This is a genomic window from Hymenobacter siberiensis (assembly GCF_018967845.1).
Lineage (GTDB): Bacteria > Bacteroidota > Bacteroidia > Cytophagales > Hymenobacteraceae > Hymenobacter > Hymenobacter siberiensis.
Genome location: NZ_JAHLZZ010000001.1, coordinates 3080839 through 3102133, shown reverse-complemented (window position 1 = coordinate 3102133; position 21295 = coordinate 3080839). Strand labels below are relative to the sequence as shown.

The following is a 21295-nucleotide window of genomic DNA, read 5'->3' as shown; positions in this document are numbered from 1 at the left end:
AAAGCGGGCCTAGGACCTACCGGTGGGCGCGTAGGAGCCGTAGAGCTTATCGACCTGCGCGGCGGGTGGGCCCTGCTTAGCCTCGTTGGCGGCAGCCGTGGGCGGCTCGGTCCAGGGCATCTTGCCCACAATCAGCTTGGGCAGGTTGATGAACACGTCGGTACCGCTACGCCGCACCACGGCGTCGAAGGGAATGTAGACGTCGCTCTTGAGCAGCCCCTGCTTGACTACCATATACCCCGGTCCGTCCCCGTCGTTCACCACTTTATCGACCGTGCCAATCTTGCCGTCGCCAGAGCCATGCACCGTGTCGCCGACTGCCACCGCGGGCACGGGCGGGTGCTCGATGCTCGCCAGAAAGTCGTCGACGGTGATGACGCCGTTAGCAATCAGGGGAAAGTTGATGTGGATGGCTGCCTCGTATTCGGGCAGGCCGGCCGCGCCGATGGCGTCGGAAATGAAGGTAACGTCGTAGCCGGCTTCGGTGCCGTGGCGGCCGGTGCTCTCGCAGCAGAGGTTGGCCGTCATTCCGGCGATGACCAGGTGGGTGATGCCGCGGCTTTCCAGGTGCTCGGCCAGGTCGGTCTGGAACACGTCGCAGCTTTTGTGGGGTAGCAGCACGATGTCGCTGGCCTGAGGCTGCAGCTCGGGGTGGAAGTCGGCGCCCCAGCTACCGGCCAGAAACATCTTGTTCTCAAACATGAGGCGGTTGATGCCGCTGCGCTTCTGCAGGCTGTGCTGGGCGTAATCCTCCTCAGTGTAGGCCATGGGCCCGAACAGCACCTGGATGCCCTGGGCGCGGGCGCCATCGATGGCCCGCTTCAGGTTGGGGATGACGTTGTTCTTTTCCACCGTGCCCTTGGTCATCTCCCACGCCGCGCCGCCTTCGGAGAGAAAGTCGTTCACGGGGTCAATCACCAGCAGCACGGTGCGGTCGGCGGGCAAACTGCGACCGGTTTCGCCCTTGGGCAAATAGGTTGCGGCGGATTGGGGGCGGGGAGTATTTTCCATAGCGGGCGTTGGGTTAAGAGAAACAGAACGGGTCGAGTCGGCGGGCCGGCCTCCGCTTGGCGTTGGCATGTCCAGCCCCAGTACAGGACTTGTACTTACTACGCTCCCCTACTACCAATCGTTGTATAATAAAAGGCAGGGCATACCCCCTGTTCAAGGCGTTATCAGGTGCGTTATGAGGTTCCAGCAGCGCCTTAATCCTGTCTTTATGGGTTATAAGCCATTGTACTGGCAGTGCAGGAGTGTCCGGGAAGCAGGAGCTAACACGCTTTAATACCGGCGGGGAAAAACAGCGTTTTGTCTTGGTCCACTTGGTGAGGGGCGCCGGGGTGCTTTCCCCTGAACCATGCCGAACTACCTCATCCACCGGGGAATCGAGCAACGGCCCAGCCCTGTGACTTTGAGAGTGCTCATCAAGTCTAAGGCCGGGAATGGCGCTATTCACCGATAACGTACACCGGCACGGCCTGCGCATCGACGCCCCGACCAGTCGCCTTCCTGACTTTTCTGCCATTCAGCAAGCAGCATGGAGCAGGCAATTTCCGAGGCTGCCGTGCCCCCATCGATGCTGACCAGGATAGTCAGGTTGTCGCCCTGCTTCATGGTGCGCTCGAATCATGCTTGTTGGTGAGCATGAAAGTGTAGGTCAGCTCGTAGTAATGGCCCTGGTTAAAAGTTATTGATTTTTAGCGCTAAAGGCGATGAGTCAGTTCTCGTTTTCGAAGAGGGGCCAGGGGGTAAGGCGAACGGGGAGGGCGGCAAGCACTGCGTAACATAACTCACCAGGTCGGCCGCCCCCAGCAGCCCAGCCAGCTTGCACACCCGTTTCAGATACTTATTCATCACCTGATTCGGATGCACCGACAGCAGCTTTAGCCGTTCCGCATCGGCGTACTTGTCAATGATAGCCGCCGCCGCCGGAGCAGTCAGGTAGATGCTCACCCCCGCCCGCGTCTTGCTCATCATCAGCCGCAGTACCCGCCCCCCGTTCCATTCGTGCAGGTTGCCCCGGTGCAGCCCCAATACGTCTGAGTAGCGCAGCCCCGTGTAGCAGCAGAACAGAAAAATATCCCGCGTCGGCACCAGGTTGGCCGGCAGCATCGCCGTTTCCATCCTGCCCAGGTCCTCCGCCGACAAGTAAAGCTTCGGCACATCAAACCCCTTAATCGTGATTTTACGGATTTCCAGCCCCAGCGTCACTCCTCGCTCATCGCGCAGCCACCGCAAAAACGCCTTCAAATCCTTCAGCGCCGTAGCTACCGAGTTTGGCCCGAGCTTGCGCTCCTCCCGCAAATACACCATCAGCCGGTCATGCAGCTCCAGACTATAGGTCGTTGGGTCCAGTAGCACCCCGGCCCACTTCTCAAAGCCCACCATCCAGTTCCGCGTCACCAAGTGGTGCCGCAACGTTTCCTTGGCATAGCCCCGCGCCAGCATCGACTTGCGGTAGTCGTCATACCACACCGTCACCGATTCCTACTCGACCACCACCGCCTCGGGCACCGAGGCCGGCCGCAGCGCCACCCGCAGGCCGGCCACCGTCGGGGCCTCCCCTTCAGCCCGCAGCTTCCGCCACCACGCCAGCGCATCATTCGTTAGCCGGGCCAGCAGGGCGTTGGCATCATCCGGCAGCGGATACGACTTCCGGAATTCCTGCCGGCTCGCGTTCCAGTCCGCCGGCTTACATTTCTCCCCGGTGGCGCATTTGAGGCGAACCCCATCAAAATAAACGACCAGGTGCACGGGGCACCGGCCCACGCTGTCTTTCTTGTCGGTGCGAAGAACGAATTGGGTAACCATAAAAAAGGGGGGCGTAACGGGGGGCGTCTGTCCCACCGTAAAGTGAAAGATTCGCACCCAGGAGTACCGATTCCCCCAGACGCAAAAAACCCGGAAAACGGCCTCCACGACGTGTGAAGCAGTTTTCCGGGTGTTCCGGTAAAGGATATGTGAGCCGCCTGTCGGACTCGAACCAACGACCCTCTGATTACAAGTCAGAAGCTCTACCAACTGAGCTAAGGCGGCGGGTTGGTGGTGCAAAAGTAAACAGCCAACACCGTATTCCCAGCAATTGGGCCACATTTAGCAAAAAAAGCGGGCCGGCATCATCGAAGCCGGCCCGCTTAGCCTTGGTTAGAAGAGCTAATTAGCTGCGAATCATCCGCAACTGCTTCTTCAGGGCTTCGATGCGCTTCTGGCCTTCGGCGATGCGGCCCTGGTACTCCTCGCGGAGCTGGGAAGCATTTTTGGAGCGGGCGAAGAAATCGAGGTTGGTTTGCAGGGTCGAGTGGTCGTTTTCCAGCTCGTTAATTTCCTTGCGCAGGGCCATTTCCTTGCGCGTGAGCTGCTGCTGAGCCTGCGGGCGGGCTTTGAGGCGCGCTACTTCGGTCTGGAACAATAAATCGGTACGGTCGGCGTAGCCCAGGCCGGGAACGTGGTCGAGGTACTTGCCTAGCAGCGACAACAGCTGCTCTTCGCTGCGGTCGGCGGTGCCGCGGCCGGGCTGCTCGTCGTTGGCATCAAACTCGGTGGCCCAGCCGGCCAGGATGGCACGGAAGCCTTCGAGCGAGCCCGGTGCATCAACGCTGAGAGCATTAACCTGCTCGGCGATGGTATCGAGGTGCGCGGTCTGCTCAGCCGACGACTGCTGCACCTTCTCCTCGCGGAAGCGGGATTCCTGCTTGGGACGCTCAAACACGGCATCGCAAGCGGCGCGGAACCGGTGCCAGAGCTTATCGGCCAGCTTATCGGGCACGCGGCCTACGTCCTTCCACTCCTTCTGCACCCGAATGATTACCTGACGGGCAGCGTCGCCGTCGGCGTTGTTGGCAGCTTCTTCGGCCTGGTCGATGAGGGCCTGCTTGGCTTTCACGTTCGCCGACTTCTCGTTGTCGAGCGACTTAAAGAAGTCGTTCTTCCGGTTGAAGAAAGCCTTGTAGGCCGCCCAGTATTGCTTGTTCAGGGCATCGGCCTGGGCGCGGGGCACAAGGCCGGCAGCTTCCCACTCGGTCTTGATTTCCTGAAGCTCATCGGTCTTCGAGCGCCACAGGTTTACGCGATCAGTTTCGAAGGTAGCGAAGGGCAGCACGCGCTCCAACAGGGCCTGCTTCACCACAAGGTTGGCTTTCTCCACGGTCGAGCGCTGGTCCACGAACTCCTTGCGGCGCTGGTGCAGCACATCCGAAGCAGCAATGAAGCGCTGCCACAGCGGCTCGCGCTGGTCGTTGGGCACGGGGCCGATGTTCTTCCAGTCCTCGTGCAGCTTGGTGAGCTCATCGAGGGCTTTATTGATGCCGGAAGCCGAGCCGAGGGCTTCGGCGCGCTTGATGAGGGCCTCTTTGGCCTCCAGGTTGCGGCGGCGGTCCAGGTCCTTCATCTGCAGGAACTGGCCCTGCTTGCTGTAATAGATGTCGAGCAGGCCGTGGTATGTATCCCAGATACCCTGGCTGTCGCCCTGGGGCACCGCACCGGTGGCTTTCCACTCGGCCTGCAGGGCCTTCAGCTTGCCGGAGCTGTCTTTGGTTTCGGCGGCGTCAACCAGCGTACGGAGCTGGTCGAGCAGGGCTTTTTTCCGGCTGAGGTTGTCGCCACGGCTGGCGTCCTCGGCTTTGGCATCTTTGGCGCGGCTCTCGCGGAACTCCTGCAGGGCTTTGTTCAACTCCTGCTGGCCTTCGGGCTGCTGGAAAGCAAAGGCTTCGGCACCTTCGCCACCGGCGGCGAATTTCTCGCGGGCGGCGGTGCGGACCAGACCCACGTTGGTTTCGTACTGGCGGGTGAGGTCTGAAATCTGCTTGCGATTTTTGCCAGCGTTGGGGCTGCGCAACAGACCCACCAAGTAGCTGGCCTGGGCCGGCAGGTCGAGGCCAGTGAAATCAGGAGCAGCGGTTTCAGTAACTGCTTCACCTTCCACGCCGGTTGCTTCTTCGCCAGCATAAATAGCCGCAACATCGGCCGGGGCCGCATTCAGCGGGGTTTCCGACGAGGTGGGCAGCGTGGCCAACGGCTCCTGCGCGGCTTCCAGCTCCGGGGCATCGTGCAGGTCCACAGTGGGCAGCGCGGGAGCCTGGTCTTCGACGGTGGCAGCCGTGTCTGGGGCGCTCAGCGTTTCGGGGTCGGCAATGGGCGCGGGCGTGGCACTGTTGATGTGCTCGGCAGCGGGCAGGGCTTCGGGATTGGGTGTAGTGGCCATTACTTCGCCGTAGTGCTCAATGGCGCGGGCCTGCGGAGCCGAAACATCGCTGCCATCCACGCTTACGGGATGGGAAACGTGCTGGGCAGTTTCGGCGGCGGCGGCGGCTTCGGGCGTGCCGGGCGTGGGCACGACTGGGCCGAGGTCGGTGGCGATAACGGCGGCCCCGGGTGTTTCGGCTGTGCCAGCACCCTCGGGCTGGCCGGCGGCCAAATCGGGGGTGCCCTGGGCGGGCAGCTCTACCTGCGTTTCGCCGGCCGCGTTGGGCGTGGCCGTAGTGGAAGGCGCAGCATCATCGGCCGGGGACGATTTGCCCTGAATTTCGGCCAGACGGCGTTGCAAAATGGTCATCCGGTCTTCGCCGGCCGGGTCGTTGCCGCCCGCGAGCGGAGCAGTGGGGTTTTCTTCAGCAGCCATAAATCTTCGTAAAAGCCAGCCCGGAGCAGGGGGCCAGAGGGGAGAGCAAAAAAAAGTGGGAATAAAACAAAGGTCCGGACAAAAACCTCATTAGTTGAGCCGGGGGTCGACGGGATAGTTGGCCAGGACTTTAAACTTGCCGCCCTTCTCCCGCAGAATTTCCCGCCAGAACGCATCAGATGCCAAAGTAAACACTTTCCCAGCGCTTGCGGGGTGCCGTATCCAACTCTGCCCCTGCATTTCGCCGGCCAGCTGGCCCGCCGACCACCCCGAATATCCAGCAAATAGCCGCACATCACCGGCTTCGAGGGCCCCACTGCCGAGTAAGCCGAGCAGGGTTTCAAAATCGCCACCCCAATACACGCCCTGACCCAAATCGGTAGCCCCGGGCAGGTCAGCCCGGCGGTGCAGGTAGTGCAGCGTGTTGGGCTCGACGGGCCCACCCACGTAGATGGGCACCATGGCGGCGGCCGTGGCCTCGGGCGGCAAGTCGAGCACGTCGTCGAGCACGAGGCTGGTGAGACGGTTCAGCACGAGGCCGAAGGAGCCATCGGCAGGCTCATCGCGGCAGAGCAGCACCACGCTGCGCTCGAAATTGGGGTCGCCGAGGAAGGGCTTGGAAATGAGCAGAGTACCGGGCCGCATGGGAAGAGAAATTATAAATTATTTTTTGAATTATAAATGGCATTGCGAACCGCTGTGAGAAAGTCAGCAAGACGGACTTTACAGATGGTAGTACCTTGCACCGCCAAGGCCATTTAGCTTCCAAAGTATGGTGCAATAAGACTGCATCAGCCGCAAAATTGTTCCCCAGTACCGTGTTCCGGCCCTGGCAGCAATGACGCCTATTTATAATTCTCTCAAATTCCCCTAATGACTGACCTGCACCTTGCCGACCTGCGCAAAACGTACGCCCAGCGCACCCTTTCCGAAGCCGATGTGCTGCCAGAGGCCGTGCCCCAGTTTCGGGCGTGGCTGGAAGAAGCCATAGCTGCCCGGCTCGACGAGCCCACGGCCATGACCGTGAGTACTGTAGCGGCCGCCACGGGGCAGCCATCGTCGCGGGTGGTGCTGTTGAAAGGCCTGCCCGATGACGCCGGCTTTCTGTTTTATACAAATTACGACTCGCGTAAGGGCCAGGAGCTGACCGCGCAGCCACTGGCGGCGCTCAACTTCTTCTGGCCCGGCCTGGAGCGGCAGGTGCGCGTGGAAGGCCGCGTAGAAAAGGCTCCGAACACGATGTCGACCGAATATTTCCAAAGCCGGCCGCGCAGCAGCCAGCTCGGAGCCTGGGCTTCGCCCCAAAGCCAGGTCATCGGCAGCCGCGAAGAGCTTGAAGCCCGCGAAGAAGCCGTAGCCGAGGAGTTTGGGGAGCAAAACCCGCTGCCGCGCCCCGACAACTGGGGCGGCTACATTCTACGGCCCACGCGGCTGGAGCTGTGGCAGGGCCGCCCCAGCCGCCTGCACGACCGCATTGTGTACGAGTGGGATGGCGCCGCCTGGAAGCGCAGCCGCCTGGCCCCGTGAGATTTCATTTAACATTTATCATTTATCATTTAACAATCGAAACTGCGTGAAACATGCATCGAGCGAAAATGTAAATAATGATTGTTAGCATGTTAAATGATAATTGTTAAATGAAAAGTTTTGGCTGAAATTCAACCCCTGCGCGGCTGGCGCTACAATGCGGCGCTGAGCGCCAACATCGATGCCTATGTTTCACCGCTGTTCGATGTCGTATCGGCGAAGCAGCGGGAGGCGCTTTACCGTAATCCACTCAACTCCATCCATTTGTCGGTGCCCCGGGGCGATGACCCAACCGAGGCGGCGCTGTTGCAGTTGCGCGAATGGCAGGCCAGCGGCGTACTGCGGCAGGACGAACTGCCGGGCATTTATGCCTACTACCAGTATTTCCAGCTGCCCGGAAGCCCCCGCAAATATTGCCGCAAGGGGTTCATATGCCACATTCGGGCCTATGACTGGGACGAAAACGTGGTGCTACGCCACGAGAACACGCTGCCCGCCTCGGTGAACGACCGGGCCGAGCTACTGGCCCGCACCCAGTTTCAGACCAGCGCCACGCACGGGCTGTATCGCGACGAGGATTTTGAGCTGGAAACCTACCTGGACGAGGCCATGCGCTCGCCACTGCTCGAAACCGAGGAAGACTACCAGGGTGCGCGCGACGTACTGGCCGTGATTCAGGATGCGGCCATTATTCGGCGGTTTCAGGAGGTGCTGGCCAAGCGGGAGGTAATTCTGGCCGATGGCCACCACCGCTACGAAGGCTCCCTGGCCTACCGCCAGGCCCGCGAACTGGCCGCCGACGGCCGCGCTACCGGCCGCGAGCCCTGGAACTACCACCTCATGTACCTCACCAACGGGGCGGCCGACGACCTGCGCATTCTACCCACCCACCGCCTGCTGCTGGACCTACCCGCCGAACTAAACACCGGCGAGCTGCTGGACCGGCTGGCCCCCTACTTCACCGTTTTACCCACTGATGATGCCAGCGACCTGCCCGAAATCATCACCGGAAAACAGTGGGCATTCGGCCTGTACGTGGATGGGCAGTCGTTCAAAATCCGGCTCCGGCCCGAAGTACATGGACAGCTGGACTGGGACACGACCGAGGAAGTAAAAGCACTGGACCTTACGGTGCTGCACTTTTTTGTATTGGAAAAGGTGCTGGGCATTGTGGGGCCGGACGCACAACGGGCGTGGCCGGGCGTGGCCTACGTGCGCAATTTCACCGAATGTCTCCAGCGCGTGGACCGGGGCGAGGCCAGGGCGGCCTTCATCGTAAACGAGGTGACCATGGCCGAAGTGGAAGCCGTGTGCCATTCCGGGGCCGTGATGCCGCCCAAATCAACTTTTTTCTATCCCAAAACCATCGGCGGTTTTCTCTTCAGCAGCATTGCCGATGAAGAAGCCGGCAACGCTTTCGCCGAGCTTTTCCAGGCCAACCCCAAGTGAAACTCATTTTAGCTTCCAACTCGCCCCGCCGCCGCCAGCTGCTGACGGATATGGGCCTGCCCTACGAAATCCGGCTGCGCGAAGTAGACGAGGACTTCCCCGCCCACCTGCGCCGGGGCGAAGTGGCCGAATACCTCGCCGCCTACAAAGCCGCCGCCTACGCCCCCGACCTGGCCCCCGATGAGCTGGTGATAACCGCCGACACCATCGTGTGCCTCGAAAACGACGTGCTGAACAAGCCCGCCGACCGCGCCGAAGCCACCGCCATGCTCACCCGCCTGCAGGGCCGCGCCCACGACGTTTTCACGGGCGTGTGCCTGCGCGCCGGCGACGGCCGCCAGGTCGTGTTCTCGGACCAGACCACCGTGCATTTCCGTTCGCTGAACCCGGCCGAAATTGGCTACTACATCGACACCTGCCAGCCCTATGACAAGGCCGGCTCCTATGGCGCGCAGGACTGGCTGGGCATGGCTGCCATCACCCGGCTCGAAGGCTCCTACTTCAACGTGATGGGCCTGCCCACGCACCGTGTGTGGGCCGAGCTGGAAGCCCTCGGAGCATTGCCCGGCAGCACTCAGCCGCGATGAGCCCGGTGGTAAAGCTACCGGGAGTGCGCTTTTTCGGCATTCTATCGGTTGGGCTATTGGCCCTTTGCGCAGGCTACGCGGCGCTCATGCTGCACAGCGCCACCTGGGCCGAAGCGCGGCAGCTGGATGCTATTTTCCCCTTTTATAAATGGCGCATCCGGCTATTTTCCGCCGCTGAGTTTGCCCAGGCCGGGCAGCTGCTAACGGGCTTAGCCGTAGTTCTAGCCCTGCCGGCCGTTATCCTGATTGCCGCGCCCGCCGGTCGCGCCGAGTGCCACCAGTGGGGCAGCGAATTGCGCGCCGTGCTGCGGGGCCTTAGCAGTGCCTTTAGAGCCTTGCCCACAGCGCAGCAACGCGGCGCGGTTCTGCTCCTGCTCGCCCTCACCGCCTTCCGGCTGGTAGCCAGTATTCCGGCCGTGACGCCGGGGTATGATGACGTGCCGTCGTACGAAATGTTTGCCAGCAAGAGCCTGCTGGCAGTTTCGGCTTACTATCCGGTGCCTAATAACCATGTGCTGTCCAATACCATCGACTGGGTATTCTATCAGGTGAACCCGGGGTTCTGGTTCACCATGCGGCTGCCCGTGGTGCTGGCCGCCACGATGGCCACGGGGCTGCTGTTTCTGGGCCTTCTGTGGGCACGGGCCAGCTTTCGGGTGGCATGGCTGAGCACGTTGCTGTTCAGCCTGGCGCAGCTGAGCCTGTACCATGTGGCCGTGGGCCGTGGCTACTGGCTGCTGACGCTGATGGGGGTAATGGCCTTCTTTGGGTCATTGGCCCTGGCAGATGGCACCCGGCAGCCCCGCGCCGCCTGGACGGGGCTGGTGGTAGGTGGCGTGCTGGGCCTTTACACCGTACCCACTTTTGCGCTGGTGTTGGGGTCCGCTTTTTCGTGGCTAGGGCTGGGCTACTTGCGACGGCACGACTGGCGGGCCATTGCGTGGCTGGCGGTGCTGGGGGCGGTGATAGCCGCGGGCAGCCTAGTGCTCTATACGCCGCTGATATTCGTATCGGGGCCGGCCATTTTCTTCAGCAATGGTTTCGTCGCCCCGCAACCATTAGGAGTGTTCTGGCGGGGCCTGCCGGCCTATCTGTGGGAAACGGAAGGCTTTCTGGCGGGTCAGGGCAAAGTAGGCGGATTGCTGGTACTCGCGGTATTGGCGGCGGTCCTGCTGCTGTGGCGGCGCGGGACGCAGTGGCCGACGACGCAGCGGTTGCCCTTGCAACGGCTGGTTCCGGCGGCGCTCTGGTTCATGGCTTTTCCCTACGCCATGATGGCCGCGCAGCGGGTATTTGCTCCCAGCCGTGCGGTACTGTATAAAGCATTTTTCTTCTTTCTACTGCTGGCTTTGGTGGTCGACTGGCTCCTGCAGGCGGCCCCCAAACGCTGGCAGCGCGGCCTGCACGCGGCGCTGAGCCTGATGGGAATAATCTGGCTGGGCTACGAAGTGAACAGCCTGTGGCGCGACAACCAGCGCCCGCGCCATCGCAACGCGGCCCTGTACCAAGCCTTTCAATGGCTCGACCAGCACCCCAAGGCCCGCACGCTTATGCCCGAATCAACCCACAGCCTGTTTGTGCGAATGTACCTGCACTCGGAGCACCCCGGCCAGCGCTGGCCCATCGACCATATTCCCCAGCCGGGTATCAGCTACACGTACGTGCTGGCTTTTCCCGATTTGCACGGTTGGTTTCAACCGGGGTTCACCTTCCCACCCGTTTTTCATAACGAGCTGGTTGAAATCTACCAACTAAATCCTGCCGTGGCCGATTCGGCCAGCGCGGCAGGGGCGCTTCCCTCCTATTGGCACTTGATGGAATAATGTCATTCCGACGCAGGAGGAATCTGAGCACGATTTATCTCAGATTACTCCTGCGTCGGGATGACCGTTAATGCCCCCGCGCCAGCAGAGCAATACCGGCCACAATCAGCAGCAAGCCCCCGGCCTGAGGCAGCGTCAGGGCCTCGCGCAGCACTACCAGACCTAATATGGCCGTGAGCAGCACCGAGCCGCCCACAATCACAGGCGTACCCACGGAGGAATTCACGCCCCGCTGAAACACCACGAAAGTGAGGATTTCAGCCAGGCCCACGCCCAGCCCGGCGAGCACCGCCCAGGCCAGGCCCTTGCCAGAAACGACCAGCGGCTGGCCCTGCAGCTTCAGTTTCAGCAGCCACGCGGCCCCAAGGGCGGCAGCGACCAGCTGTAGCACCACCGCGCCCACGGCCGGCGACACATGGTCGGCGGCGAGCTTGATGAAAAAGTTGTAGAGCGCCAGGCACAGGGCCGTGAGAAGCGCCAGCGGCAGCCAGTTCATCATCGCCTTATACGAGCTTGTAGTTGCGGTACTCGCCAATTCGGTAGCCCGTCAGCAGCTCCAAGGCACGCTTGAAACGGTCTTTCAGCCGGTGCTGGTTGCGGCTCATGTCGTGCTCGTAGCGCCAGTTTTGCTGCCGGATGCGGGCCAGCATTACCTGCGGGTGCGTGCCGGTAAAGCGCTGCAGAGAGTCAACCTGGCTGTAATCAAAATCCTCGGCCGGGGCCACGTTCTGGGCCACCCACTCGTCGGAATACCACAGCTTATTGAAGGTTTCCTGCTTGCGCTGCATGGCGGCGGGCGTTTTCACCCAGCCGTAGTGGTGCACGGTGGCATCGAGCAGCTTTACGCGCAGCTTGCTGTTATCGGCCAGCCGAAAGCCCTGCGCGTCGCGGTAAGAAGCCACGCCAATATCGGGCCGCACAATGCGGATTTCGCGCCGGTACCAGCGGTAGGAATCGCCCACGTAGTCGTAAGAGCCGTAGAAATGCCGGTAGTTCAGCAGCAGGCCTTGCACGGATTTATCATCTTTCCAGCGCTCCATTCCGACCCGGATGGCCGCGTAATCGGCCTCGTGCAGCACCTCATCGGCTTGCAAATAGATGGCCCAGTCGGCATCGGCCGGCACGGCGGCCAGGGCCTTATCGGTTTCCACGGCCAGCACCCGGCCGCCCTCGCGCAGGGAATCGTCCCACACGGTTTCGATGACACGGATTTTTGGGGAGTTGATTCGTTGAATCAGCCCCAGCGTATCATCGTCTGAATTACCTACGGCTACTACTAATTCATCGCAAAGTGGCAGTAGGGAATTGATGCTTTCGAGCACGGGGTAATCGTACTTGATGGCATTGCGGACGAAGGTGAAACCGACTACTTTCATACCTGGCCCAGTCGTTTCAACAGTCCTTCCTGCACCTGTTGCCATTCGTTAGGCTCACCGCCTTCCTGCCATAGTTCTTGAAGTTCCGATTCCCGCAGTACTTGCTTGACAGCTTTTCGAGCTTTTTTTAACATTTTATCGTCAACTGTCAACCCTATTTTTTGGATTGAAGCTGGCAACTCTTCCGGCACATCAGTAGCAGCCTGGCCCAAAGCAGCAGCGACAATCTCTGCTGCTGCTAACGCTGCTGAAGCCTCATCTACTTCAATGTATTCTTCCTCCGCACCCGCCTCGATAACGACCGAAAGCGCCTCATTGATAACGTCAAGATTCGGCGATTCTATGAATTCACCGACAAAATCCATTGCCGAATCATTTTCAAAATTCTGATGTCCCCAAGCTCCCATAAACGCTGTATCTTAATTAGTTAAATGCAGATTATTTACCGCAACTTCTCCTTCAAAATCTCTAACTCCACGGCCGGCGAAATCCGCTCATACAAAATATTGAACGCCGCATCCGTTATCGGCATGTTCACTTTGAGCTTCTTGTTTAACTCGTGGATAGATTTCACGGCGTAGTAGCCTTCGGCCACCATATTCATCTCCAGCTGGGCCGATTTCACCGAATAGCCGCGCCCCACCATGCTGCCGAAGGTGCGGTTGCGCGAGAACTGCGAGTAAGCTGTCACCAGCAAATCGCCGAGGTAGGCCGAGGCCGAAAGGTCGCGCGGCTGCGGGTTGATAGCCTGCAAAAAGCGACGGATTTCCTGCACGGCGTTGCTCACCAGCACGGCCAGGAAGTTGTCGCCGTAGCCCAGGCCGTGGGCGATGCCGCCGGTGAGGGCGATGATGTTTTTCATCACCGCGCAGTACTCGATGCCGTCGAGGTCGGTAGCGGGGTGGGCGCTCACGAAACGGTTGCGCAGCAGCTCACAAAAAGCCAGCGCCAGCGCCGCATCGGGCGAGCCGATGGTGAGGTAGCTCTGCTTTTCGAGGGCCACTTCCTCGGCGTGGCACGGCCCGGCAATCACGCCAAGCTGCGTGCGCGGCAGCCGGAACCGCTCAGCCACGTAGTCGGTCACGAGCTGGTTTTTGCCCGGAATCATCCCCTTGATGGCCGAAATCACCTTTTTATGTTTCAGCACATCGCGGTCCAGCTTGTCAAGCACGGGCTGCACGAAGGCAGCCGGCACGGCCAGCACCAGCCAGTCGGCTTCCTCAATGGCTTCTTCCAAGTCGGTGGTGGGGTACACGCGGTTCAGGTCGAGCTGCACGGCCGAGAGGTAGCGCGGGTTGTGGCGGGTGCGCAACAGGTGTTGCACATCGTCTTTCGAGCGCAGCCACCAATCCACGCGGGAGCCGTTTTCGCTGAGGATTTTGGTGAGTGCGGTGGCCCAGGAGCCGCCGCCGAGCATGGCAATTTTTTCCAAAATGGGTGACTGAATAGTGTTGCGGTGGGAAGTTGAAGCGTCAAAGAACGGAAACTCCCCTCCTTTTTTAAGGAGGGGACATTTTGCAGAAAAAAAATTGGGGTGGTGAACCCGTTGAACGATGCGGGAACGACTCGCGCAAGGCATCGTTCGGGTATCGTTCAACGAGGCCAGCCACCCCAATTTCAGCTTTACTGAAAAGAACCTTCCTTAAAAAGGGAGGGGGATTTTCGTGCTTACTTACCCGCTTCAGGGTCGTCCTTCAGCGCTTCTTTATTGAGCGATTTGGCATCCTTGATTTCCACGACGGAGCCGTCTTTCAGGGTTTTGGCCACGGCCCGGAACGGCCCGGTCACCACCTGCGCCCCGGCCGGCACGCCGCTCAGAATCTCAATGTTCTGGAAGTCGCTGATGCCGGTTTTCACTGGCGTCATCACCGCCTTGCCGTCCTTAATCACGAAAACCACTTCCTGGATATCGACCTTTTTCGCGTTTGCACTCGGGTCCACGGCGGTGGCAGAGCCGCTGACCCGGCCGCCCATGCGGGGGCCGTTTTTGGTATCATCGGTTTTGGCCGAGTCCGAGCGGGTGGTTACGGCGGCCAGCGGCACGCTCAATACACCGCCCTTGCGTTCGGTGATGATGTCGACGGAGGCCGTCATGCCCGGACGAAACGGCACCACAATGTGGCCGCGCACGTTACGCAGCAGGTGCTGGTAGCTCTCGGGCAGCAGCCGGATACGCACTTCAAACTCGGTCACGGCTTCGGCCGTGAGGGCATCCTTGGCCGTATTGGCAATGTTGGTCACGAGGCCCCGGAACTTCTCGTCCTTGTTGCTGTACGCGTCTACTTCAACTTCCACCGAATCGCCGATGCTCACGTTGTTCACGTCGTTCTCGTTCACGTTCACGCGCACCTCCATGTTGTTGAGGTTGGCAATGCGCATGATTTCGGTGCCGGCCATCTGAGTGGTGCCCACCACGCGCTCGCCCTTCTTCACGTTGAGCTTGCTCACGGTGCCGCTCACGGGCGCGTAAATCGTGGTTTTGTTGAGGTTTTTGCGGGCTTCCTCCAGCGAGGCCGAGGCCGCGCTCACGGTGCTTTGCGAAGCCCGGATGGTTTGGCGGGCGCTGTTAATTTCCTCCTGCGAGGCATTGTAGGCGGCCTGGCTGGCTTCGTAGTCGGCCTGCGAAATCACCTTCTGCTTATACAGCGAGGAATTGCGACGGAACGTGAGCTCCGTTTGCTTGGCCGAGGCCAGGAGCTGCTGGAGGCGGGCCTGGGCCTGGCCCACGTTGGCGCGCTGGGTGCCCACCTGGGCACTTTGCACCGCTACCTGGGCCTGGTAGTTATCGGGCCGAATGCGGAGCAGCAGCTGGCCCTTGCGAACAGAATCGCCTTCCTGCACATAGAGCTCAATGATTTCGCCGGACACGTCGGGCGATATTTTCACTTCGGTTTCGGGCTGCACCTTGCCCGAGGCGCTCACTTTCTCTACAATATTAGTGGGGCCGGCCTTGGCCATCAGCACTTCCACGCCGGGGGTTTTGCCTACCCAGCCTTTTTTCTTTGCCACAATGTAGCCCCCGATGAGCACGAGCACCAAACCCAGCAGAATATACAGTAAACGGTTGTTTTTCATAAGGTTTCATTTAACATTTATCAATTAATACTTAACAATTCACGTGTAATCGCGCAGCTGTTAAATGACAAATGTTACTTGTTAGATGATTAGAGAGTCAGCGGCTTGCCCTGATAGAAATCGAGCACTTTACGGCGGAAGAAAAATTCGTACTTGGCCTGAATCATGTCCGACTCGGCGGCCGTGAGATTGTTGCGGGCGATGTTGAAATCGGTTCCGTTCAGCAAGCCGTTGTTGAAGCGGATTTCGGCATTGCGAAAGGCCAGGGCCAACGCATCTACCTGCCGCGAGCTGGCCGCGAACCGGCGCTGGGCCGCCAGCGCATCGGCGTAGCTCTGCTCGATGGACTGACGCAGCTGCAGCCGGACCTGCTCGGCCCGCACCTCGCTTTGCTGAATATTGATTTGGGCCCGCTGCACACCCACCCGCGTTTGCAGGCCGTTGAGGAGGGGGACGGTGAGGTTAAACTGCAGAAACTCGCCCCGGTTGTCGCGTAGCTGGTCCAGAAATTTGTAGGGCAGTACATCAAATGCGGGTTGCACCGTCACGAAGTTCGAGGGCACAATTCCGGTCGGGGACGAAGGCGAAAGCTCAAAAACCGGCACCTTCGTAAACTGGTCGGTGCGCAGCGTCTGCTGGTTCCGTACCGACGAGAAGCCCGTCGAAACGCCCCCGGCCATAGTCAGGCGCGGATAGTAAGCGCCCCGGGCAATTTCGAGGTTGCGCTGGGAGCTAAGCACGCGCAGCTCGGCCGCCTTTATTTCGGGCAGCTTCTGGCGGGCCATTTCGTAGGTCGCGTTAGGGTCCAGCTCGGCATCGGAAATGGCCAGCTGGGCGGGGTCGGGCAGGGTGGGCACCACCACTTCAAAGCGGCGGGCGTTGGCCGGGTCGAGGTTCATTTGCTGCACCAGGGCCAGCTGGGCCAGGGCCAGCTGGTTTTGGGCCGTCACGAGGGTGCGTTCCTCGCCGGCCTGCTGGGCGCGGCTGTCAAGCAGGTTGCCTTCGGCCACGGCCCCGGCTTTCAGCAGCTTTTCGCTGCGGCTCACCTGCTGGCGCACGGTGCCCATGCGCGCCTCAGAGGCCCGGATGAGCTCCTGTGCCAGCAGCAGCTGCAGAAACGACGAGGCCACGTTCAGCGACAAGTCGTTGCGCGCCTTCTCCACGTCGGCCCGCGTAGCCTGCGCGTCGAGCTGCCCCTGCTTGATGGTATTGCGCAGCTGAAAGCCCGAAAACAGCGTGACCTGCCCCTGGGCCGAGAAGTTGTTGGCCCGCACATTCACGGCCTGAAACTGGTTGGTGAAGGGGTCTTTGTTGGTGCCGAAGCTAAAGCTCTGGCTACCGTTGAGAGCGGCCGTGGGCAGCAGGGCGGCGCGGTTCAGGCGCGTCACGGCCACCTGCTGCTGGGCGGTCAGCTCGCTTTGGCGCACGGTCAGGTTGTGCGTCACGGCGTATTCGACGGCCGCTTGCAGCGTCCAGGGGCCACTGGGGGCCGCCGCAGGCTGGCCCAGGGCCGGCGGTGGCGCGGGCGTGGTCTGGGCCTGGGCCTGGGCACTGGCCGTGGCCAGCACCACGCCGACCATCAGCGCCAGCGGCCGGGGCCGCACCCGATGAAAAAATGGCGTATTCCTTCGTTTCATTGCGCAGAAAAATTGGTGCTTCTGTGGAGGTGGTATAATCGGTGGGCCGGGCATTTTATTACATGCCCCAGCCTTATTCCAGCGTTGGAATGTAGGTGATGCCCTGCACCCAGCTTAATTGACGCAGATAGGCCAGGGTTATTTCTTTAATGGGACTGTCCATTTCGATGAACTGCCGGGCGGCATCGTTGCGGCCCTTGCGGCTCACCATCATGGTGGCAATGTTGCACTGGTCGTGGGCGATAACCGAGGCGATGAAGGCAATGGAACCGGGCACGTCGTTGGCATCGATAATGAGCGTGTGCAGCGCTCCCGAAAAATCGGCCGGAAAGCCGTCCACCTCCACAATGCGAATCACGCCCCCGCCCCGGCTCTGGCCCACCACTTCCACGCGGTAGCCGGTGGCACCATCCAGCAAATTCAGCTTAATGGTATTGGGATGCATGGTAGAGGCATTGCCCACGCTCTGAAAGGTATAGTGCAAGCCAGCCGCCTCGGCATGGTCGAACGCGGTGCGGATGCGGGTATCGTCGGGCGCGTAGCCCAGCAGGCCGGCCACAATGGCGCGGTCCGAGCCGTGGCCCTCGTAGGTACGGGCAAACGAGTTGTAGAACGTGACCACCGCCTCGGTAGGCACGGCCCCCAGGATGCGAATGGCGGCCCGGGCAATACGCACCACGCCGGCCGTGTGCGACGAGCTGGGCCCAATCATCACGGGGCCAATCATATCAAAAATGCTGGATTTTTCAGCCATGGGCAGATGCCTTCGGTGCGGTTTGGAAAGCTAAAAGTAGCGGTTGCGCAGTGGACCACGCCGTTATTCAGCCTGGTGCTTGGCGCGCAGAAATTTTCCGGCGCAAATTCTTTTCTTCCGAAACTCAGCGACAAAGATGCGCTTCAGCCGTTTTGGTTGCGAATGGTTCGGCCCGCCACCTGAAATCGCGCTTTGCAAACTCAGTATTTTAACGATATTTGTTGCGGGCCCACCCAGCCTTTTCCCACCATCCCACTCACTCCCCTCTTCATGTCCCCCTCTCCCACCCAGGAGGATTTTTCTCCCGCCGTGCTGGCGCAGCTGCACCGACTTCAGGAGAAATACGCCCCCGACGGCCAAGACCTGGCCGCCTACCTCGAAGGTCTCTACCACGCTAAATACATTAACTACTGGGATTACATCAAACTAGACACCCTACTCTCTCTCCAGCGCCCCCTCACCAACATCCCCGACGAGCGGATTTTCATCATGTATCACCAGATTTCAGAGCTGTATTTCAAGCTCTGCCTCTGTGAATACGAACAGATTGGCAACCTCCCGCAACCGACTTTGAGTGAAGTTGTGCTGCGCCTGGGCCGCATCAACCGCTATTTCGACAACCTCATTGACTCGTTCGATGTCATGGTGGATGGCATGGACAAGCAGCAGTTTCTCGATTTCCGCATGGCCCTGATGCCCGCCTCAGGCTTCCAGAGCGTGCAGTACCGCATGATTGAGATTGCCAGCACCAGCCTCGAAAACCTCACCGACGAGGCCAAGCGCCAGGCCCTGGGCAAGGCCTCGGCCTACGACTACGACGAGCTGCTGGGCTGCATTTACTGGAAGGCCGGGGCCACCGTCGAAGCCAGCGGAGCCAAGGCCCTCACCCTCATCGAATTCGAGCGCAAATACACCGCCGACCTCGTGCGCCACGCCGAGGCCTACCACCACCGCAACGTGTGGGCCGTGGTACAGCGCCTGCCCGCAGAAGAACGCCAACACCCGCGCCTGCTGCGCGCCCTGCGCCAGCTCGACATCAGCGTGAACGTGAACTGGCCGCTGATGCACTTCAAATCCGCGGTGCGCTACCTGCAGCGCAACCCCACCGACGTGGCCGCCACCGGTGGCACCAACTGGCGCAGCTACCTGCCCCCCAAGTTTCAGCGCCGCATTTTCTACCCCCAGCTCTGGACCAAGCAGGAGCTGGAGGACTGGGGCAAAGCCTGGGTGGATAGTGTGCTGGAGGAAACGGGTATAGACGTTTAGCCCTCCCGCTAAAAATTGCAAAGGAGCGGACCAGCCACGAGGTGATTGGCCCACTCCTTTTTTCATTAGGCACTTGCCGATGGGTAAAATATCGGGGCCAACCCTGCGTCATCGCCAATGAAGGATTCAACAGTCCTGGCTTTACCATGAGAATCCCGACCCTGACCGGCCTCATCGACCGCCGAATTCTTCTGAATTTCAGGGCCGACGAAGCCGTGGTGAGCAAACTGCTTCCGGCTCCTTTCCGGCCGCAACTAGTCCTAGGCCATGCCATGGTGGGCATCTGCCTGATTCGCTTGAAGGAGGCACGGCCCAAGGGACTGCCAGCCGCATTTGGGCTGACATCCGAAAACGGCGCGCATCGTATTGCCATGGAATGGGATGTCGAAAGCAAATTGCGCACCGGCGTATATATCCCCCGTCGAGATACTTCGTCCCGGCTCAATTATGTGCTCGGTAACCAACTGCTAGGCCAGCACTACCACAGCAATTTTCGGGTGAAGGAGCGAGCCGGTAATTATGCCATTGCTTTCCACGCCCCCGATGGCAATAACCTCGCCGTTGAAGCCAGCGAAACGACCGAGTGGCCAGCCTCAAGCATTTTTTCCAGCCCGTCCCAAGCTTCCGATTTTTATCGGCAGGGCTCAGCGGGTTATTCACCGAAAGCTAATGGCGAAGGGTGCGATGGCGTAGAGCTGACTACAAGCGAATGGCAGGTATCGCCGCTGGCAGTTGAGCAGATTTATTCCAGCTATTTCGCCGATGAAGCACTTTTCCCCGCCGGCTCGGTGGTATTTGACAATGCGCTTTTGATGCGCAACATTGCCCACGAATGGCACCGACTCGCGCCCCTCTAATCCACCATCCGGCCCTTCTCGGCCCGCGTTTCGCCCATGCGCCAGCACACCAGCAGCGAGAGTAGCGCGCAGCCCGTTACGTACCAGTAGAACCATTCTTCCACGCCGTGCTGCTTGGCGAACAGGGCCACGTACTCGGCCGTGCCGCCAAAAATGGCCACCGTGAGGGCAAACGGCAGGCCCACGCCCAGCGCCCGGATTTCGGTGGGGAACAGCTCCGCCTTCACCACCGCGCTGATGAACGTGTAGCCGCTCACCACAAACAGCGCCGCGATGAGCAGGCCCGCCGCCACCCACGCATCCTATGTGTGGGCCAGCTGCCGCAGCAGCAGCACTGTGCCCAGCGTGGCCCCAATGCCAAACATGAGCAGCACCGGCCGCCGCCCCACCTTATCAGAAATAGCGCCCAGCAACGGCTGAAATAATAGCGCTACGGCCATAACCCCAAACGAAATTATAGTGGCCTGCTCTTTAGAAAAGCCTGAGGTATTAACCAGGAATTTCTGGGCATAAGTGGTGAAGGTGTAGAACACCAGCGTGCCGCCCAGCGTGAGGCCCACCACCGTAAGCACAGCCTGCGGATGCTGCATCAATAGGCGAACCTGACTGGGCGAGGGGGCTCGGCCTTCGCCTTCGGGACTGGCCGAAACGGCGTATTGCTGCTGCTCGAAAGCGGCGGTTTCGCCCATGTGCGTGCGCAGGTAAAGGGCACCCAGCGCCGCCAGCGCCCCAATCACAAACGGTACGCGCCAGCCTCAGGCTCCGAGCTGCGCTGGGCTGAGCACCTGCTGCAAACCCAGCTGCACCACCAGCGCCAGCAACTGCCCACCCATCAGGGTGAGGTATTGAAAACTGGACCAAAAGCCCCGGTACTTCGCGCCGGCCATCTCACTCAGGTAGGTGGCCGACGTGCCGTACTCGCCCCCCACGCTGATGCCCTGCACCAGCCGGGCCAGCAGCAGCAGCACCGGCGCAAGCACTCCAATAGTAGCGTAGCCCGGGGCGACCGCAATCAGCAGCGAGCCTCCCGCCATGAGCCGCACCGAGAGCAACAGCGCCGCCCGCCGGCCGTGGCGGTCGGCATACGCGCCCAGTACCCAGGCACCCAGCGGCCGCATCAGAAACCCCACCGCGAAAATCGCGGCCGTGTTCAGGAGCTGCGCCGTGGCACTGCCCTGCGGGAAGAACACGGGAGCGAAGTAGAGGGCAAAAGCTGAGTAAGCATACCAGTCGTACCACTCGACAAGGTTGCCAATGGAGCCGCTGACAATGGAGCGCAACCGCGACACCGGCGCGGAGAGGGTAGTTGTAGTCATGGGGCAAATAA

Annotated in this window: 20 protein-coding genes, 1 tRNA gene and 1 pseudogene; 6 read left to right on the top strand and 16 right to left on the bottom strand. The window is 60.6% G+C overall.

Translation table 11 applies throughout. The features are described 5' to 3' along the window. Positions 1 to 9: 9 nt before the first annotated feature. The 6 genes from KQ661_RS13490 to KQ661_RS13465 all read right to left on the bottom strand — a co-directional run bounded on the left by KQ661_RS13490 (position 10) and on the right by KQ661_RS13465 (position 6262). Positions 10 to 1011 carry a cysteine hydrolase family protein gene (locus KQ661_RS13490; protein ID WP_216688827.1) on the bottom strand — a complete coding sequence of 334 codons (1002 nt, stop codon included), beginning with the start codon at positions 1009 to 1011 and terminating at the stop codon, positions 10 to 12. Positions 1012 to 1680: 669 nt separating this feature from the next. Next, positions 1681 to 2481, bottom strand: coding sequence for a tyrosine-type recombinase/integrase (locus KQ661_RS13485; protein ID WP_216727267.1), 801 nt, complete (start codon positions 2479 to 2481; stop codon positions 1681 to 1683). A 6-nt stretch (positions 2482 to 2487) separates the two neighbouring features. Then, the gene (locus tag KQ661_RS13480) at positions 2488 to 2811 is read right to left on the bottom strand and encodes an Arm DNA-binding domain-containing protein (protein WP_216727266.1); all 324 of its coding nucleotides are present in this window, start codon (positions 2809 to 2811) and stop codon (positions 2488 to 2490) included. Positions 2812 to 2963: 152 nt separating this feature from the next. Next, a tRNA-Thr gene (locus tag KQ661_RS13475) sits at positions 2964 to 3036 on the bottom strand. A 121-nt stretch (positions 3037 to 3157) separates the two neighbouring features. Then, the gene (locus KQ661_RS13470) at positions 3158 to 5617 is read right to left on the bottom strand and encodes a DUF349 domain-containing protein (protein ID WP_216727265.1); all 2460 of its coding nucleotides are present in this window, start codon (positions 5615 to 5617) and stop codon (positions 3158 to 3160) included. Between the two features lie 90 nt (positions 5618 to 5707). Beyond that, complete coding sequence (locus KQ661_RS13465; RefSeq protein WP_216688823.1) at positions 5708 to 6262, bottom strand: YqgE/AlgH family protein; 555 nt, start codon at positions 6260 to 6262, stop codon at positions 5708 to 5710. A gap of 228 nt (positions 6263 to 6490) precedes the next feature. Here KQ661_RS13465 and pdxH point away from each other — a divergent pair, with 228 nt between their 5' ends. The 4 genes from pdxH (at position 6491) to KQ661_RS13445 (ending at position 11003) form a co-directional block, all read left to right on the top strand. Further along, positions 6491 to 7144, top strand: coding sequence for a pyridoxamine 5'-phosphate oxidase (gene pdxH / locus KQ661_RS13460; protein WP_216688822.1), 654 nt, complete (start codon positions 6491 to 6493; stop codon positions 7142 to 7144). A gap of 120 nt (positions 7145 to 7264) precedes the next feature. Continuing rightward, a complete protein-coding gene (locus KQ661_RS13455) occupies positions 7265 to 8593 on the top strand; it encodes a DUF1015 domain-containing protein (protein ID WP_216727264.1) in 1329 nt (442 codons plus the stop codon). Further along, positions 8590 to 9180, top strand: coding sequence for a Maf family protein (locus tag KQ661_RS13450; RefSeq protein ID WP_216726203.1), 591 nt, complete (start codon positions 8590 to 8592; stop codon positions 9178 to 9180). The genes KQ661_RS13455 and KQ661_RS13450 overlap by 4 nt, the downstream gene beginning before the upstream one ends. A 56-nt stretch (positions 9181 to 9236) precedes the next feature. Continuing rightward, positions 9237 to 11003, top strand: coding sequence for a hypothetical protein (locus KQ661_RS13445; RefSeq protein ID WP_216688819.1), 1767 nt, complete (start codon positions 9237 to 9239; stop codon positions 11001 to 11003). Positions 11004 to 11070: 67 nt separating this feature from the next. On the opposite strand, the gene KQ661_RS13440 is transcribed toward KQ661_RS13445, so the two are convergent. The 7 genes from KQ661_RS13440 to sdaAB all read right to left on the bottom strand — a co-directional run bounded on the left by KQ661_RS13440 (position 11071) and on the right by sdaAB (position 17845). Next, the gene (locus tag KQ661_RS13440) at positions 11071 to 11502 is read right to left on the bottom strand and encodes an EamA family transporter (protein ID WP_216688818.1); all 432 of its coding nucleotides are present in this window, start codon (positions 11500 to 11502) and stop codon (positions 11071 to 11073) included. Positions 11503 to 11506: 4 nt separating this feature from the next. Continuing rightward, the gene (locus tag KQ661_RS13435) at positions 11507 to 12379 is read right to left on the bottom strand and encodes a glycosyltransferase family protein (protein ID WP_216688817.1); all 873 of its coding nucleotides are present in this window, start codon (positions 12377 to 12379) and stop codon (positions 11507 to 11509) included. After that, positions 12376 to 12786, bottom strand: coding sequence for a DUF4259 domain-containing protein (locus KQ661_RS13430; RefSeq protein WP_216688816.1), 411 nt, complete (start codon positions 12784 to 12786; stop codon positions 12376 to 12378). Before KQ661_RS13430 ends, KQ661_RS13435 begins: the two co-directional genes overlap by 4 nt. 35 nt (positions 12787 to 12821) lie before the next feature. After that, positions 12822 to 13811, bottom strand: a complete 990-nt coding sequence (locus KQ661_RS13425) for an NAD(P)H-dependent glycerol-3-phosphate dehydrogenase (RefSeq protein ID WP_226915566.1) — start codon at positions 13809 to 13811, stop codon at positions 12822 to 12824. 236 nt (positions 13812 to 14047) lie between these two features. After that, entirely contained in the window at positions 14048 to 15454 is a 1407-nt protein-coding gene (locus tag KQ661_RS13420; RefSeq protein ID WP_216727263.1) for an efflux RND transporter periplasmic adaptor subunit, read from the bottom strand. Positions 15455 to 15543: 89 nt separating this feature from the next. Beyond that, a complete protein-coding gene (locus tag KQ661_RS13415) occupies positions 15544 to 17091 on the bottom strand; it encodes a TolC family protein (RefSeq protein WP_216727262.1) in 1548 nt (515 codons plus the stop codon). A 73-nt stretch (positions 17092 to 17164) separates the two neighbouring features. Continuing rightward, positions 17165 to 17845 carry an L-serine ammonia-lyase, iron-sulfur-dependent subunit beta gene (gene sdaAB, locus KQ661_RS13410; protein WP_216727261.1) on the bottom strand — a complete coding sequence of 227 codons (681 nt, stop codon included), beginning with the start codon at positions 17843 to 17845 and terminating at the stop codon, positions 17165 to 17167. A gap of 270 nt (positions 17846 to 18115) precedes the next feature. Here sdaAB and KQ661_RS13405 point away from each other — a divergent pair, with 270 nt between their 5' ends. Continuing rightward, complete coding sequence (locus tag KQ661_RS13405; RefSeq protein WP_216727260.1) at positions 18116 to 19111, top strand: tryptophan 2,3-dioxygenase family protein; 996 nt, start codon at positions 18116 to 18118, stop codon at positions 19109 to 19111. A gap of 146 nt (positions 19112 to 19257) precedes the next feature. Continuing rightward, on the top strand, positions 19258 to 19968 hold the full coding sequence (locus tag KQ661_RS13400) for a DUF2071 domain-containing protein (protein WP_216727259.1): 711 nt from the start codon (positions 19258 to 19260) through the stop codon (positions 19966 to 19968). Here KQ661_RS13400 and KQ661_RS22210 read toward each other — a convergent pair. From KQ661_RS22210 to KQ661_RS22200, 3 genes and pseudogenes are all read right to left on the bottom strand, one after another. Beyond that, positions 19965 to 20261: an MFS transporter gene (locus KQ661_RS22210; RefSeq protein WP_235726977.1), complete on the bottom strand. Its 297-nt coding sequence runs from the start codon at positions 20259 to 20261 to the stop codon at positions 19965 to 19967. The genes KQ661_RS13400 and KQ661_RS22210 overlap by 4 nt on opposite strands. 9 nt (positions 20262 to 20270) lie before the next feature. After that, positions 20271 to 20711, bottom strand: a pseudogene (locus KQ661_RS22205) (MFS transporter); the annotation flags it as partial. Positions 20712 to 20723: 12 nt separating this feature from the next. Beyond that, positions 20724 to 21284, bottom strand: coding sequence for an MFS transporter (locus tag KQ661_RS22200; RefSeq protein ID WP_226915564.1), 561 nt, complete (start codon positions 21282 to 21284; stop codon positions 20724 to 20726). Positions 21285 to 21295: the final 11 nt, after the last annotated feature.

Coding starts and splice junctions, on each gene's coding strand:
- KQ661_RS13490 (WP_216688827.1), bottom strand. CDS start 1,011: ATGGAAAATACTCCCCGCCCCCAATCCGCCGCAACCTATTTGCCCAAG.
- KQ661_RS13480 (WP_216727266.1), bottom strand. CDS start 2,811: ATGGTTACCCAATTCGTTCTTCGCACCGACAAGAAAGACAGCGTGGGC.
- KQ661_RS13470 (WP_216727265.1), bottom strand. CDS start 5,617: ATGGCTGCTGAAGAAAACCCCACTGCTCCGCTCGCGGGCGGCAACGAC.
- KQ661_RS13465 (WP_216688823.1), bottom strand. CDS start 6,262: ATGCGGCCCGGTACTCTGCTCATTTCCAAGCCCTTCCTCGGCGACCCC.
- pdxH (WP_216688822.1), top strand. CDS start 6,491: ATGACTGACCTGCACCTTGCCGACCTGCGCAAAACGTACGCCCAGCGC.
- KQ661_RS13440 (WP_216688818.1), bottom strand. CDS start 11,502: ATGATGAACTGGCTGCCGCTGGCGCTTCTCACGGCCCTGTGCCTGGCG.
- KQ661_RS13435 (WP_216688817.1), bottom strand. CDS start 12,379: ATGAAAGTAGTCGGTTTCACCTTCGTCCGCAATGCCATCAAGTACGAT.
- KQ661_RS13430 (WP_216688816.1), bottom strand. CDS start 12,786: ATGGGAGCTTGGGGACATCAGAATTTTGAAAATGATTCGGCAATGGAT.
- KQ661_RS13420 (WP_216727263.1), bottom strand. CDS start 15,454: ATGAAAAACAACCGTTTACTGTATATTCTGCTGGGTTTGGTGCTCGTG.
- KQ661_RS13415 (WP_216727262.1), bottom strand. CDS start 17,091: ATGAAACGAAGGAATACGCCATTTTTTCATCGGGTGCGGCCCCGGCCG.
- sdaAB (WP_216727261.1), bottom strand. CDS start 17,845: ATGGCTGAAAAATCCAGCATTTTTGATATGATTGGCCCCGTGATGATT.
- KQ661_RS13405 (WP_216727260.1), top strand. CDS start 18,116: ATGTCCCCCTCTCCCACCCAGGAGGATTTTTCTCCCGCCGTGCTGGCG.
- KQ661_RS13400 (WP_216727259.1), top strand. CDS start 19,258: ATGAGAATCCCGACCCTGACCGGCCTCATCGACCGCCGAATTCTTCTG.
- KQ661_RS22200 (WP_226915564.1), bottom strand. CDS start 21,284: ATGACTACAACTACCCTCTCCGCGCCGGTGTCGCGGTTGCGCTCCATT.